At 33.9% G+C, this 14,774-nt stretch carries 13 protein-coding genes; 9 read left to right on the top strand and 4 right to left on the bottom strand.

Annotated features, from left to right (window positions below; all coding sequences use genetic code 11):
* Positions 1-58 precede the first annotated feature (58 nt).
* The 3 genes from E0I61_RS05150 to E0I61_RS05135 form a co-directional block, all read right to left on the bottom strand.
* Complete coding sequence (locus tag E0I61_RS05150; RefSeq protein ID WP_131915723.1) at positions 59-556, bottom strand: c-type cytochrome; 498 nt, start codon at positions 554-556, stop codon at positions 59-61.
* 280 nt (positions 557-836) lie between these two features.
* The gene (locus E0I61_RS05145) at positions 837-1,325 is read right to left on the bottom strand and encodes a glycoside hydrolase family 95-like protein (protein WP_132069864.1); all 489 of its coding nucleotides are present in this window, start codon (positions 1,323-1,325) and stop codon (positions 837-839) included.
* Between the two features lie 1,780 nt (positions 1,326-3,105).
* Positions 3,106-3,834, bottom strand: coding sequence for a biotin--[acetyl-CoA-carboxylase] ligase (locus E0I61_RS05135; RefSeq protein ID WP_132069860.1), 729 nt, complete (start codon positions 3,832-3,834; stop codon positions 3,106-3,108).
* A 96-nt stretch (positions 3,835-3,930) separates the two neighbouring features.
* On the opposite strand from E0I61_RS05135, the gene rsfS reads away from it, so the two are divergent.
* The 7 genes from rsfS (at position 3,931) to E0I61_RS05100 (ending at position 9,639) form a co-directional block, all read left to right on the top strand.
* Positions 3,931-4,302 (top strand): ribosome silencing factor, encoded by a 372-nt coding sequence (gene rsfS / locus E0I61_RS05130; RefSeq protein WP_039109645.1) that lies wholly within the window; start codon positions 3,931-3,933, stop codon positions 4,300-4,302.
* Between the two features lie 19 nt (positions 4,303-4,321).
* Positions 4,322-6,250, top strand: coding sequence for an ATP-dependent zinc metalloprotease FtsH (gene ftsH / locus E0I61_RS05125; RefSeq protein ID WP_132069858.1), 1,929 nt, complete (start codon positions 4,322-4,324; stop codon positions 6,248-6,250).
* A 116-nt stretch (positions 6,251-6,366) separates the two neighbouring features.
* The gene (locus E0I61_RS05120) at positions 6,367-6,969 is read left to right on the top strand and encodes an LUD domain-containing protein (protein ID WP_132069856.1); all 603 of its coding nucleotides are present in this window, start codon (positions 6,367-6,369) and stop codon (positions 6,967-6,969) included.
* 1 nt (position 6,970) lies between these two features.
* Positions 6,971-7,861: a phosphatidate cytidylyltransferase gene (locus tag E0I61_RS05115; protein ID WP_132069854.1), complete on the top strand. Its 891-nt coding sequence runs from the start codon at positions 6,971-6,973 to the stop codon at positions 7,859-7,861.
* Positions 7,851-8,501 carry a phosphatidylserine decarboxylase family protein gene (locus tag E0I61_RS05110; RefSeq protein ID WP_131996481.1) on the top strand — a complete coding sequence of 217 codons (651 nt, stop codon included), beginning with the start codon at positions 7,851-7,853 and terminating at the stop codon, positions 8,499-8,501. The genes E0I61_RS05115 and E0I61_RS05110 overlap by 11 nt, the downstream gene beginning before the upstream one ends.
* Before the next feature lie 2 nt (positions 8,502-8,503).
* Positions 8,504-8,773: an acyl-CoA-binding protein gene (locus tag E0I61_RS05105; RefSeq protein ID WP_131996478.1), complete on the top strand. Its 270-nt coding sequence runs from the start codon at positions 8,504-8,506 to the stop codon at positions 8,771-8,773.
* A 92-nt stretch (positions 8,774-8,865) separates the two neighbouring features.
* Positions 8,866-9,639 (top strand): superoxide dismutase, encoded by a 774-nt coding sequence (locus E0I61_RS05100; protein ID WP_131996475.1) that lies wholly within the window; start codon positions 8,866-8,868, stop codon positions 9,637-9,639.
* 83 nt (positions 9,640-9,722) lie between these two features.
* On the opposite strand, the gene E0I61_RS05095 is transcribed toward E0I61_RS05100, so the two are convergent.
* Positions 9,723-11,588: an alpha-amylase family protein gene (locus E0I61_RS05095; RefSeq protein ID WP_132069852.1), complete on the bottom strand. Its 1,866-nt coding sequence runs from the start codon at positions 11,586-11,588 to the stop codon at positions 9,723-9,725.
* Between the two features lie 276 nt (positions 11,589-11,864).
* Between E0I61_RS05095 and E0I61_RS05090 the strand changes: the two genes are divergently transcribed.
* Together E0I61_RS05090 and E0I61_RS05085 are read left to right on the top strand one after the other, a co-directional pair.
* The gene (locus tag E0I61_RS05090) at positions 11,865-13,496 is read left to right on the top strand and encodes an OstA-like protein (RefSeq protein ID WP_131996469.1); all 1,632 of its coding nucleotides are present in this window, start codon (positions 11,865-11,867) and stop codon (positions 13,494-13,496) included.
* Positions 13,497-13,568: 72 nt separating this feature from the next.
* Positions 13,569-14,756: an aspartate aminotransferase family protein gene (locus E0I61_RS05085; RefSeq protein ID WP_132069850.1), complete on the top strand. Its 1,188-nt coding sequence runs from the start codon at positions 13,569-13,571 to the stop codon at positions 14,754-14,756.
* The last annotated feature ends 18 nt before the right edge of the window (positions 14,757-14,774 follow it).

Genomic DNA, 14,774 nt, shown 5'->3' with positions numbered 1-14,774 from the left:
TTGTATTCGCAAATCATTGATTTCATCCTACTTTATAAATTAAATTATTGACTAGAGATTACTTTACACCATCATTTTTACGCATATACTCTAACAGACTTCTTGCATCAGCATCAGATAATGCTTGATTTGGCATACGAACCAAACAAATTTCTAACTGCGCTTGAAGTTTTGGATCTTTATCAATCATAGGGTCAGGATTAGTAATAAAATTCATAATCCATTCTGGTTTGTTTCGAGTGGTAACCCCTTTCCAGCCAGGACCAACTAGTTTTTCATCAGTCATCTTGTGACAAGAAGAACATTTAACCGATTGGATTTTTTCCCCTTCGGCGGCCATAGCCACATCCAGTTTCGCTCCTAAATCTACTGAAGTGTGCTTTCCAATTCCCCTGTTTGGATCATAAGTGGAAGCATCTGGAGCCGCTTCAGCCGCCGCAGGCATTCCTTCTTCAGATGAAGTGATTGTTGAAGAATCCTCTTCGGATTTGGTTTTTTTATCGCCACATGAAGTTAGCATTACTAATGCAACTACAAAAAAAGATAATTTGTACATAAGAATTGGTTTTAAAATTTCTTAAGCAAATTTCCAATTATATTAACTTGTTGATTATGATTTCAATCATACTTAAATATCTTTTTTTTCTGTTTTTAAAAATAAAAAAGCAAACGATATCCTTTTTTAATAGCTAAATCTTAGCCAACTATCAAGATCTTATAACCATAACTTAATCACACCATTTCTATCTGAGGTATCGAAAGTCCAATTCGTTATTTTTTTCCACTAATCGTTACCACATCGTTTTTTTAGCTCTATACATAATTTAAACATTCTATTAAAACACCGCTTCCAATTTTTGACCTTTAGCCAGTTTCACCTCATAAACATTCCCATTCTTTTGTACATTTTTAAGACTCCATTTAGGCTTTTGACCCTGAAAATTGTCTTTAATACGTACCGTTCCAACTTTGTTTGCAGTAATACTGAACCAAGTTATTTTGTTGTTTTTCTGGGAGGCTGAAACTTTGTATCTGCCTTCAGCCCTTAAATCATTGAATGAAGCATCGGCCCACTTTTTTGGTGTGGCAGGAAACAAACGAATCACTCCTGTATTGATTTGCCCAGGTGTGGCGCTCCAGCTTTGCAATAACATCTCCTGAACCGCTTGAGAAGCCAAAAAGTTTCCTTCTAAGGTAAATGGTCTGTAGGTAAATTTAGAATAACCACTTTTGGTTTGGTCTCCATTGACATGAAATCCATTTCGCAACACAAAAGCTTTCACAAAAACATCAAGATTTTTAATGGCTGCCTCAGCATCTCCCACACTATGTATATGTTTTTAGGAAAACAAGAAAATGATTAAATTTCGTGTTCGAACACGAAATATTCGTATTTCCTTAAGAGAAGTACTACGTGTTCGGAAACGAAATAATTACACAATCGGGTAAAAAAAACATATAACTTTTTTTATTTATAAATTCCTAACCTGTCCGTTATGATAATTATAGTAAACTCCGTTTTTATCAACATTTCTGTTAAGACTAATTAAATGGCATCTGACGTATTAATGAGAAATAAGTTGCTATTGCTTTTAAATAAAAATTGATGGTTTGACCCTGATTTAATCTTTTTCAAATTTCATTTCACCTCTCTATAATATCTTGAGTAATGATTGCTATTTAATGGTAGTTTTTAGGTCACTTAAATTTTGTACTTCTCAATAGTTTTTAACTATTTGACTTAATTTTTTGGCAGTTTATATATGCTGAATCTAAGATCTAACCATTGTAAAATTGGGATCGTTAAATAAATTTGATTCAAAAAGAGAAATCCTTTTCCATTCTTCTTATTTGCAATACTTATAATATTACTAAAACAAAATATCTATGGTCCAACACACGTAAAAAAAGCATTAGGATGAAAATTGCCGTGAATAATGTTAAAATTGCTTTGACAGTAGTCAAGGCGACCCCATGAACGAGACAATCCTCTAACCATCCTTTTAAACTTCTCATACCTCATTCAAAGCTTTAAATTCTCCGATAAAAGGTTTGTTTTTATACAAGGGATCTTCTAATAACTCCTTCGACAAGAAAAATTATTTGATGTTTAATAATATTTTGTAACTTTGTTATAACCACTTGGGGAATGTGCTCTTTCAAATACTTCTGAGGTTTCAAAAAATGCTGAGATTCAATCATAAAAGCAATATTTTTATTGCATAATTTGTTTTATTTTGTCCAGTTGAGTATCCTATTTGTACCTCGAAATCTAAAAACTACATAAACACTCGGCTGTTAATTTCTGCATCGATAGTTATTGAATTAAATACTTACTCTTTACATTTACATAGTTAAAAAAAGACTTTGAAAGTCTAGTGACCCTATTGGTGACCCTGCTCTTAAATAGTATATCGAAAACCCCTTATTTACTGGGATTATTATAAAGGTATCGAAGCCTCTTTCTCCGCCAGTAGAAATACTAAAAAAGCTAAAACGCTGTAAAACTTATGTTTCACAGCGTTTTTTTGTTTGGTGGCAAAGCTCCTAAATACCTAAAAAACAATATTATTCCTGCTTTGGTTGCAAGTGGTAAATTAGAATGATTATTTCCAAATATACCTAATCATCCAAACCAAGCAAATAAATCAGCAGAATCAAAATAAAACGTGTCCCATTTATTTAAGTACATGACAAAAAGCAAAATAGATTATTTTCTAGAGACTTAAATCCTGTTAAAAGAAATTTTGACAAGTAATCTAATCCATATTTTAACATACTCACTGCTCTTCTGCCATGTTTTTTTATTACTATTTTTTGGATATTTTCATCCAAATAGTCACCAATTTTATAACACCATACAAAAACAATCATTGTCAGAGAAAATAATTTTTCTAATCTTTCTAAATCGGCAACATGGGCATCTTCTATATTAAAACCACTACTTTTTAATCCCGACAAACTCCCTATCAGCCAAGAGACAATCTATATTTTCCTTCCCAAACCATTCTATATAAGTTTTGATTAAATCAATCCTCTCTTGTGTATCTGAATTCCCCGTTTATCCGACATTGGACATTCCTACAAAACTGTAACAATTAGCAGTTAATACAACATTTGAATTTCTTTAATATCAAATTCAGCAGTGCTGTCATCTTCCAGAAGAATTTCAAGTTTCCCAACAGCAGAAACCCCTTGAATAATCCCCATGAAATTCTGATGGTTTGGGCTTGAAAACGGCATTGGAATCCCTTTTTTAAATAGTTTATTGGTATAATCAGGCCATAAAACGGCAGAATTGTGTTTGCACAACTTCACATTTTCTTCGATTGCATCACAAATGGAAAAAAGCAGTTCGTCTTTATCAAATTTCGCATCACAAATAACCGCTAAAGAAGAGGCTTTTGGTAAATTTTCAAAATTGGTTTGATTCACATTTAGTCCTAAACCGACAATAGAAACAATAGTTCCGTCACTTTTGATGCTGTTTTCGATCAAAATGCCACCTATTTTTTTGTTGTATGACATTATGTCGTTAGGCCATTTTATGCTAAGGTCAGGAATCCTAAATGATTCTAAAACTTCAATTACAGCAAGTGAAACTGCAATATTCAGATTGAAAATCTGACAAATATCCACCAAAAAATCCTTGACCAAAAGACTCATTATTAAGTTTTTACTCGTCTCAGAGGCCCAAAATGCCCCCATTTGGCCTTTCCCCTCTGTTTGGTTCTCAGCAGTTACAACAGTAAAGTTTTCGAGCTCTTGTTTATTCGATAACCCTTTAAGGAATTCGTTTGTAGAATCTATGGCATCGAGTTTGATTAGTTTCATATACGCTTTTTGTGAAACAGAATTTAATATTATGTTAAGGTTCAAAAATAATCACAAAAAATGGTAACTTTACAAACTTATATATAAAAATAATTCATGGCGAAAAAGACTATAAATAATGACGTTCTATTGGCGAACATCATTAAGGGGATAGAAGAGGTAAAAGGAAATGATATTGATATTCTTGATTTAAGAGAAATAGATACCGCGGTATGCGACTATTTCATCATCTGCAATGGTAACTCAAATACACAAGTTAACGCTATAGTCAACTCCATTCAAAAAACAGTTTCTAAAGAATTAAAAGACAAGCCTTGGCATGTTGAAGGAACCGATAATGCCGAATGGGTACTAATGGATTATGTAAATATTGTGGTTCATGTATTTCAAAAACACATCCGTGAATACTACAACATCGAAAGTTTATGGGGCGATGCAAAAATAACTACCATTGAAAACAAATACTAAAGAAACATAACTCCTAGTAATGGCTAAAGATAATAATCCAAATTCGAATAAGTTTAAAATAAGCCCTTGGTTAATTTATACTGCAATATTATTAATTTTCTTGTTTATAACTTTTATAACTGGCGGTTCTGGTTTAAACGAACCTGGTCAATTAACTTCGTCTAAATTTAACGATTATTTAGAAAAAGGCCAGATCGAAAAAGTTATAGTTTACAATAAAACAGAAGCTGAAGTTTTTCTTAACGCAACAGCATTGAAAGTTGCAGCACACAAAAAAGTTTCTAAAGACGTTCTTGACAGGCCTAACAAAGGACCTCATTATACTTTTGATATTGGTAACGACCAAATATTCCAAAACAAACTGGAAAAGGCAGTTGCTGAAGGCAAATTGAAAGATTTTAATTTCTTACCAAAAAATAATTGGTCGGATATTTTAATCAGTTTATTGCCAATCATTATTATCATTGCTGTTTGGATATTTATCATGAGAAAAATGTCCGGTGGTGGCGCTGGCGGCGGTGGCGGACAGATTTTTAATATTGGAAAATCTAAAGCCAAACTTTTTGACGAAAAAACAGATATCAAAACTACTTTTAAAGATGTAGCTGGTTTAGAAGGAGCAAAAGAAGAGATACAAGAAATTGTTGAATTCCTGAAAAATCCTGAAAAATACACTAATCTAGGTGGAAAAATACCAAAAGGAGCTTTACTGGTTGGACCTCCGGGAACTGGAAAAACCTTATTGGCAAAAGCTGTAGCTGGTGAAGCGCAAGTACCATTCTTCTCTTTATCCGGTTCTGATTTTGTTGAAATGTTTGTAGGTGTGGGTGCATCCCGTGTGCGTGATTTATTCAAACAAGCCAAAGAAAAATCTCCAGCCATTATATTTATTGACGAAATTGACGCAGTAGGTAGAGCTAGAGGAAAAAGCAATATGTCCGGTGGAAATGACGAACGTGAGAATACGTTAAACCAATTATTGACAGAAATGGACGGTTTTGGTACTAATTCTAATGTAATTGTTTTGGCTGCGACAAACAGAGCTGATGTATTGGACAAAGCATTAATGCGTGCAGGTCGTTTTGACCGACAAATATTTGTAGACTTACCAGACATTCGTGAACGTGCTGAAATTTTCAAAGTACATTTAGCGCCTTTGAAAAAAGTAGAAGGATTGGATACTGACTTTTTAGCCAAACAAACTCCAGGTTTTTCTGGTGCTGATATTGCAAATGTGTGTAATGAAGCTGCTTTGATTGCCGCTAGAAATAACAAAACTGCGGTTGACAAACAAGATTTCCTTGATGCTGTTGACAGAATTGTAGGTGGTCTTGAAAAGAAAAATAAAATTGTAACTCCTGATGAAAAGAAAGCGATTGCTATTCATGAAGCAGGACACGCAACTGTAAGTTGGATGCTGGAACATGCAGCTCCATTAATTAAAGTAACCATTGTTCCTAGAGGACAAAGTTTAGGCGCCGCTTGGTATTTGCCAGAAGAACGTTTAATTGTTCGCCCGGATCAAATGCTGGACGAAATGTGTGCTACAATGGGTGGAAGAGCTGCTGAAAAAGTAACTTTCGACAGAATTTCGACTGGTGCATTAAGCGACTTAGAAAAAGTGACCAAACAAGCCCGCGCTATGGTAACTGTTTATGGTTTGAATGAAAAAATTGGAAACGTAACCTATTACGATTCAACTGGACAAAGTGAATACAATTTTTCTAAACCATATTCAGAAGAAACGGCTAGAATTATTGACGAAGAAATCTCATTACTAATTGAAAGTCAATACCAAAGAGCGATTCAAATATTAGAAGAAAATAAAGACAAACTGAATCAACTGGCAAATATCTTAATTGAGAAAGAAGTCATTTTTAAAGATGATTTAGAAGCTATTTTCGGAAAAAGAACATTTGATAAAAATCTTGAGGAAGTCGTATCTTAGAAAACACATAAATTATTTAATTATTTTTAAAATCTTAATTCAAAAACTACTTTTGAATTAAGATTTTTTTATCTTTGGACGTTTTCAAATAACAAATTATAGTATTTTACAAAAATATGAGTCTTTTTAGAAAAATTTTTGGTTCAAGCAATCCGGCTTCTGAGGAAGATCAAGAAAGTGAATTTAGTAAATCCCATACTGATAATGCAACCTCTATAGATGAAAAATTCATCTACAATTTTAAAAAAAATGGTGGTAAATTTTTGTATTGCGAAAATTCGGAAGAAGTAAAAGAACAATTTGAAAATATATTGGAAGAAAATGATTGGTTTGAAAGCGAAGTTTTATGTTATGAACCAAACCTTTTTGGAATGCTTGATGACAATAAACTTACCTACGACAAGCCTGCAAACCCTAAGTTTCTTATTGCGAGTTGTGAAAATTTAATTGCTGATGAAGGTTCTATCCTTTTCTCGTCAAAACAAATTAAACAAAACAAACCTAACGAGTTACCTACCAATATTATCATTATAGCGAATACAAGCCAAATACTTGCTGCAAAAAGCGATGGACTTAGCGCGATAAAAAAGAAATACGAAAGAGATTATCCTACCAACATTACTACAATAAAATATTTCGAGAAAGCTAAAGAAGAAGATTTTACACAATACGGAAGTTCAGCAAAAAATCTATATTTATTGCTTTTAGAAGATCTTTAATATGAATGAAACTCTAAAACGGGCTATATCAGGAGCTATTTATATTATATTACTACTCGCTTCTATTTTATATTCCACTGAAAGCTTTTTTATTCTTTTTGGCATCTTTCTTATTATTACAGTTTATGAATTTTGCAATTTAATCCAAATACATAAAGTATTTCCAATTCTTTTTGGAACAGCCTTATACTCGATAGTAACTTTGGTAAGCCATTACAATCAAATTACCACAGATACTATCAATCAAATATTCAATACTGATTTAGAAATAGCAGTAAATATTCAAAAATTAGATGTCGTTTTATTGGTTGTAGCATTAGTCGTATCCATAAAGTGTATCCTTTTTTTATTTTATGATAACATTCAAAAAATAAGTACTTCATCAAAATACCTCTATTTATTAGGATATATTATACTCCCATTTGTATTTATCACAAAAATTTCATTCGGAATAAGTGATTATAATCCAAAAATTATAATTGGATTATTTATCTTGATCTGGACCAATGATACTTTTGCTTACATTGTAGGTAAATCTATGGGGCGAACCAAATTATTTGAAAAAATATCCCCTAAAAAAACAATTGAAGGGTTCATAGGCGGAATCATTTTTGCAGTTTTGGCGGGTTATTTAATATCAAAATACTACATAAAAGCCAATCCTGAATTTAGCGACAGATCCATTCTGATTTGGACTTCTATTGCTGTTATTGTTGGAATAGCTGGTACTATCGGAGACTTAATCGAATCTAAATTCAAGCGTATTGCAGGCGTAAAAGACAGCGGAAACATAATGCCTGGCCATGGGGGTATACTAGATCGATTAGATAGTGTTATATTTGTAGCACCAATTATATTTTTATTTTACCAAATTTTAAACTATGTTTCATAAAGAAGGAACCCAATCTATTTTATTAGCTACAATTTTCACGGCTGTTGTCCTTTTATTGACAGACAATTTTATTGACACGAGCTGGATTAAAATGACTATTCAATTAGCAACTTTGTTGTTTTTGATAATCATTTTGCAATTTTTCAGAAATCCAAAACGCACCGTTATTCTAAACGAAAATCACATCATTGCTCCTGTAGATGGAAAAGTGGTTGTCATCGAAGAGGTTTACGAAGGAGAGTATTTTAAAGACAAACGTTTGCAGATTTCTATATTTATGTCGCCAATAAATGTGCATGTCACTCGTTATCCAATTAGTGGATTGGTAAAATTCAGCAAATACCACCCGGGTAAATTCTTGGTGGCTTGGCATCCAAAAGCGAGTGAAGAAAACGAAAGAACAACCATAGTGGTTGAAAATAAAACCTTTGGTGAAATTTTATACCGTCAAATTGCAGGTGCATTGGCAAAAAGAATTGTAAATTATGCCGAACAGGGAATGCAGGTAGTTCAAGGAACGGATGCCGGTTTTATAAAATTTGGTTCAAGAGTAGATATCTTTTTACCATTGGGAACACAAGTAAATGTTGTATTGAATCAAAAAGCAATCGGAGGAAAAACTATTATTGCTACAAAATAAGCATGATTAAAAAAGATTTAGATACTCAGTTTTTAGAAGCGGTAGAAATAGCCTCTGAAATGACACAGGCATCTTTACCTCAAGATGTACAATTGCGTCTTTATGCTTTCTATAAACAAGCTACTTTTGGAACTTTAGATTTAAAACAAACTTCTTCATACCATTTGAGAGATGCTTTTAAAACCAATGCCTGGATGCAAATTAGCCATCTTACTCCAGAACAAGCCAAAGAAGAATACATAGAAATGATTCATTTACTGATCAAAAAATAATACAAATTATGAGATCGCCATGATTCCAAATCACAAACAGGAATAAAGAATGGCGATACCATATTCCGCTAAAAAACAAATATTATCTTCATATGAAAAATCTGAATCTTTTAATTTCTGTTTTATTTTTGTTTATAACTTTACTTTCTTGCAATAATAAGAAATTAACTGAGGTTGTCGAAGTCCCTTTACCTACAACTGAACAAACTGTTGCCGTCATGGGATCTCCCGATGATGTAAAAGCAGAAGAAGGTTCTTTTCAGCTAGAAAAATTACCTTACGCTTATAATGCGTTGGCTCCAAATATATCTGCTACTACTTTAGAAATGCATTATTCTAAGCATTATCTTACCTACACTAACAATTTGAATAAAGCTGTATTAGGAACGCCTTTAGAGAATTTGACAATCGAAGAAGTATTGTCGAAATTAGACCCTAACGATGCTGCTCTTCGTAACAATGCTGGTGGATTTTATAATCATTCTTTATATTGGAAATGTATGGCTCCAAAAGCAGGAGGCGAACCAACAAATGCTTTAGCTGAAGGAATTACCAAAGATTTTGGCTCATTTGAAAACTTCACTACTTTATTCAAAGAGGAAGCTACAAAACAATTTGGTTCCGGTTGGGCATGGCTTGTGGTTGACAGAACTGGAAAACTTCAGGTAACCAGCACTTCAAATCAGGATAATCCTTTGATGCGAAATGCACTTATTCCCGGAACACCAATATTAGCTTTAGATGTATGGGAACATGCTTATTATCTGGATTACCAATACCGAAGAAAAAATTATATCGACGCATTTTTCAATGTAATCAACTGGAAAAAAGTAGAAGAAAATTACGAAGCTGTTTTAGTAAAATAGCTTTACCTTTTAATTATAAAAAATGCTGATATAAATTTATATCAGCATTTTTTTTTACCGTTTTGTTATTACAAAAACTCTATTTACAATTGATAAATAAACGATTCTGATGGAGCGATTGTAATTTGTGCTTTACCTTCACCTTTCAATACCTTCAATTGAACCGAACTTTTCTTGTATAATTGATCCGTTACTGTATAATTCCCATCTTTCAAATTCCATTTTTGAATGATATCAGAAGGAATTTTTAATTCGAAATTACTGCTGGTAAGCCAAGAAAAATTAGTGACGATTATTAGTTTTTGAGTATCTGACCAACGCGTGAATGCATAAATTCCAGAATCGTACCCTTGAGTTGTTTGACGATTTATCGTTTGAATTTCTTGATATTTCCCCATTAGCCCCGAACTATTCAATGAGAAATTCAATACTCTTTTGTAAAAATCACGCAACTCATTTTCATCTTTAGTTAATTGCCCCCCATCAAATTTCCCTCCGTTCATCCAGCGTTGATGATTAGGAACTCCAATATAATCGAAGATTGACGTTCTGGAATGGGTTCCAAATCCTGCATTTTCATTCCCTGCCTCTCCTACTTCTTGACCAAAATAAACCATCGTAGGCGAAGTGCTTATTGTAGTAGAAACTACCATCAAAGGCTTTCCTTTTTGTGGCGTTCCCGCAAATTCCGGACTTGCCAAACGCTGTTCATCATGATTATCCAGAAAATGTAGCATGTGATGTTCAATATCTGCCATTCCGTTTTGTATGTCTGATAATCCATCAGGCAATGATTTTCCCTGAATAATATCTTTTAATTTATCATAGGTTTCTACTTTATCATACAAATAATCCATTTTACCCAAATGAATGTAATTTCTATATTCTTTAGGATTATAGACTTCGGCCAATAAAAAAGCATCCGAATTATTTACTTTAATGGCTGAATTCATATAACTCCAAAATTCATACGGAACCATTTCGGCCATATCAAATCGAAAACCGTCAACTCCTTTAGCCGTCCAATACAAAGCAATGTCTTTAAATTTATTCCAAGAATCCGGAACGTCTCTTCCTTTCCAAAAAGCATAATGTTCTTGATAGGATTTGGTGTCAAAACCAGCAGGAAGTTCTGGAAAATCTTTGGAGCCATCCGGACGAATACCGTAATTTACTTTGATGGTTTCATACCAATCATTACGATCTGGTTTTGCCATACGAGAACCATTACCGGTCCATTTTGCTGGATTTTCTTCAAATTCACCATCTATTAACGGATTTTTTTCTCCATTTAATGGCTTATCCGTATTAGGTACTTCAAAATGCGTATTTGGAATATAATAGAAATTATTGTCTCTTTTGTATTCAACAGTTGTGTCATCATCAACTCCAAAATCTCTAACACCTACCGGATTATTCTTTCCTTCATATTTACGGGCAATATGATTGGGAACAATATCGATTATAACCTTTAATCCCTCTTTGTGTGTTCGCGCAATTAAAGCTTCAAATTCCTGCAAACGATTCGCTGGATTTACAGCTAAATCTGGATTTACATTGTAATAATCTTTCACGGCATACGGAGAACCTGCCCGTCCTTTTACCACTTCCGGGTCATCATTTGAAATCCCAATAGCCGAATAATCGCGTATCAAAGCATGATGTGGAACTCCGGTGTACCAAATATAAGTAACTCCCAAATCCTTTATTTCCTGTAATGCGATATCCGTAAAATCGTTGAACTTCCCTACTCCATTTTCTTCAATTGTTCCCCAAGGTTTATTAGTGGTATTTTTATTTCCGAATAATCGGGTAAAAACCTGATACACCACTTCTTTTTTATTTGAGACTGACTCTTTCTGTTCTACATTCATTTTAAACTCTTTCGTTTTACAAGCTGTTACTAAAAGCACCATGCTTATCCCTGCAACAATATTTATTTTTTTCATCGTATAATTATTTATGCTGATTTCAATCCTTTTTATATCAAAATGAGTATCAATTTTTAAATTTAATATTTTTTAAATAAAAGAAGTCTATATCGTTTGGAATTAAATAATTCTGCTTTTAAAAACAGACACTACAACGAAGGAGTTCTATTATTTGTTGATAACTTTAAAATTATATCTGCTGTTTTTTTGGACACCTTTTGGCTAATTATAAATATATCCTAATATGGATTAGGATTGTTTCCTTTTTCCTAAATTTGACAAAAATTAAATCCATTGAAGAAATCGTTATTTTTCCTTCGTTATTGTTTGATACTGCTTGTTACTAATTTAGTTTTGGCGCAAGCACCAAAAAAAATTATTGTAGAACATTCCGATTTTTTTGATGTCAATCAAATCGAAGCTCCAGATGCTGCTTTGCTTACGGGAAACGTACGTATTAATCATGATGGCGTGGTAATGACCTGTAATAAAGCCTATTATTTTAAAAAAGAAAACTATATCAAGGCTTTTGGAAATGTACAAATGGTGCAAGGCGATACTTTATTTTTGAACAGTAAATACGCGGAATACAATGGAAATGTAAAAAAAGCACTTGCTTCCGGAGATGCCGTGATGAGTTCCCCAGATGCGACTTTGGTAACAGATATTATTAATTTTGATCGAAACACACAGGAAGTATTTTACGATACGCCGGGGACAATTACCAATAAAGACAACACATTAAAAAGCAATTCAGGAAGATATTATGTGAAACAAAAGAAATTCCAATTCCTGACTGCGGTTACCATCACAAATCCAACGTATGTGATAAAATCAAATCATTTGGATTATTTCAGTAATTCCGGGCATTCCTATCTTTTTGGACCTTCAACAATTACCAGTAAAGCCAATTATATTTATACCGAAAAAGGGTTTTATGATACCAAAAAAAATCTGGCACATTTCCTGAATAAATCTTATATCAGATACGATGATCGGGTGATTAAAGGCGATAGTTTGTATTATGACCGAAATAGGGAATTTGCATCGGCAACACGAAATGTAAAAATAACGGATTCCATCAATCGCGGAATCGTAAAAGGACATTATGCCGAAGTGTATAAAAAACTGGATTCTATGTATGTGACTAAAAGAGCCGTTGCGGTGAATTTTGTCGAAAATGACTCGGTTTACATACACGGAAAAAAATTAATGGTTACCGGAAAAGAAGGAAACAGAATCATACGAGCGTTCAATAATGTCCGATTTTTCAAAACTGATATGAGCGGAAAATGTGATTCGATTCATTCGAGTTCCAAAACTGCTTTGACGAAAATGATTGGTAATCCGATACTATGGAACGCAGAAAACCAAATCACAGGCGATGTAATGCATCTTATAGGCGACAACAACACCCAAAAACTAGATTCATTAAAAGTCCTCAATAATACGTTCATAGTCTCCAAAGACACAATAGGAACCGGCTACAATCAAGTCAAGGGACAAAATCTATATGGTAAATTTGAGGAAGGAAAACTACATGATGTCGATATTGTAAAAAATGCCGAAGTCATCTATTACATGCGAAACGAAGCTCAAGAACTTATTGGTATCAATAAGAATGTGAGCAGTAAAATCAATCTTATTTTAGAAAAAAATGAGATCGAAACCATCACCTTTTTTCAGCAAGTGGATGGCGATATTTACCCTGAAAAAGACTTGCCAGAAAATGCCCGAAAACTACGAGGATTAGTCTGGCGTGGTGATGAACGAATAAAATCCAAGGACGATATTTTCCCTCCTGAGGAAAATGAAGATAACGATAAAATAGCTAAAGCAACCAAATCAGCTGAAACTAAAGAAGATGTACCTATGAAAATTAGAAAAGAAACGCTGAATTACGATAAGAAGAAAGGGAAAAAATAGTGTTCAGTAATCAGTTGCAGTGTCCAGTCACAATTCTCTCAAATTAACAAATAAACGATTAAACAAATAACCGTGAATTCCGATTTCCTAAAATACCAAGCGCAAACCTCACCGTATCCATTGGGTATGGAAGTTTCTCACGCTGTAGGTTCTTATATTTACGATACCAATTCTAAGAAATATTTGGATTTTGTGGCTGGAGTTTCCGCTTGTACATTGGGACACCAACACCCAAGAGTCAATCAAGCCATCAAAGATCAATTAGATAAATATTCTCACGTCATGGTTTATGGCGAATATTCCCAAAGTCCGGCGGTTCAGTACTGCAAATTACTGGCCTCGCTCCTGCCCGTACCTTTAGATAAAACCTATTTGGTCAATTCAGGAACAGAAGCCATTGAAGGCGCCTTAAAACTCGCCAGAAGAACCACAGGAAGAAGCCAACTAATTTCGTGTCATAACGCGTACCATGGCAATACCATGGGTTCTATGAGCGTCATGGGATTTGAAGAACGCAAGCAAATCTTTCGTCCGTTGATTCCTGATGTTGATTTTATCACCTTCAACAACGAAGATGATTTACAAAAAATAACCACCAAAACCGCAGGAATTATTCTGGAAACCATTCAAGGTGGCGCCGGATTTATTCAGCCACACAATGATTTTCTTAAAAAAGTGCGTCAACGCTGTACTGAAGTGGGCGCGATGATGATTCTCGACGAAATTCAACCAGGCTTCGGGAGAACAGGAAAACTTTTCGGATTCCAAAATTACGATGTCGTTCCTGATATTGTGGTTATGGGAAAAGGAATGGGTGGCGGCATGCCTGTAGGCGCTTTTACAGCTTCGTCTGCTATGATGGATTTGTTGAGCCATGATCCAAAACTGGGTCATATCACGACTTTCGGAGGTCACCCTGTCATTGCGTCAGCCTGCTTGGCGACTTTGCAGGAAATTACTGAGACCAATCTCATGGCCGAAGCGATGCAGAAAGAAAAGCTATTCAGATCACTTTTGGTACATCCTTTGATAGTAGATATTAGAGGAAAAGGATTGATGCTGGCTGCAATGACCAAAAGTACCGATATAACAAACGAAGTGATTCTTAAATGTCAAGACAAAGGACTCATTTTATTCTGGTTATTATTTGAAGGATGCGCCATTAGGATAACACCTCCTCTTACCATTTCTGAAGAAGAAATACGAGAAGGTTGCGGCATCATACTCGAAGTAATGGATGAAATTTTGAACAAGAATTAATAGTTAAAAATATAGCAA

Source organism: Flavobacterium ranwuense, assembly GCF_004349315.1.
Taxonomy (GTDB): domain Bacteria; phylum Bacteroidota; class Bacteroidia; order Flavobacteriales; family Flavobacteriaceae; genus Flavobacterium; species Flavobacterium ranwuense.
Note: the sequence above shows the minus strand (reverse complement) of the source record. Positions and strands in the feature narration are given on the sequence as shown.

What these genes read in the sequence shown, in the direction of transcription:
- E0I61_RS05150 (WP_131915723.1), bottom strand. Translation starts at nt 556, where the DNA reads ATGTACAAATTATCTTTTTTTGTAGTTGCATTAGTAATGCTAACTTCA.
- E0I61_RS05135 (WP_132069860.1), bottom strand. Translation starts at nt 3,834, where the DNA reads ATGAAACTAATCAAACTCGATGCCATAGATTCTACAAACGAATTCCTT.
- rsfS (WP_039109645.1), top strand. Translation starts at nt 3,931, where the DNA reads ATGGCGAAAAAGACTATAAATAATGACGTTCTATTGGCGAACATCATT.
- ftsH (WP_132069858.1), top strand. Translation starts at nt 4,322, where the DNA reads ATGGCTAAAGATAATAATCCAAATTCGAATAAGTTTAAAATAAGCCCT.
- E0I61_RS05120 (WP_132069856.1), top strand. Translation starts at nt 6,367, where the DNA reads ATGAGTCTTTTTAGAAAAATTTTTGGTTCAAGCAATCCGGCTTCTGAG.
- E0I61_RS05115 (WP_132069854.1), top strand. Translation starts at nt 6,971, where the DNA reads ATGAATGAAACTCTAAAACGGGCTATATCAGGAGCTATTTATATTATA.
- E0I61_RS05110 (WP_131996481.1), top strand. Translation starts at nt 7,851, where the DNA reads ATGTTTCATAAAGAAGGAACCCAATCTATTTTATTAGCTACAATTTTC.
- E0I61_RS05105 (WP_131996478.1), top strand. Translation starts at nt 8,504, where the DNA reads ATGATTAAAAAAGATTTAGATACTCAGTTTTTAGAAGCGGTAGAAATA.
- E0I61_RS05100 (WP_131996475.1), top strand. Translation starts at nt 8,866, where the DNA reads ATGAAAAATCTGAATCTTTTAATTTCTGTTTTATTTTTGTTTATAACT.
- E0I61_RS05095 (WP_132069852.1), bottom strand. Translation starts at nt 11,588, where the DNA reads ATGAAAAAAATAAATATTGTTGCAGGGATAAGCATGGTGCTTTTAGTA.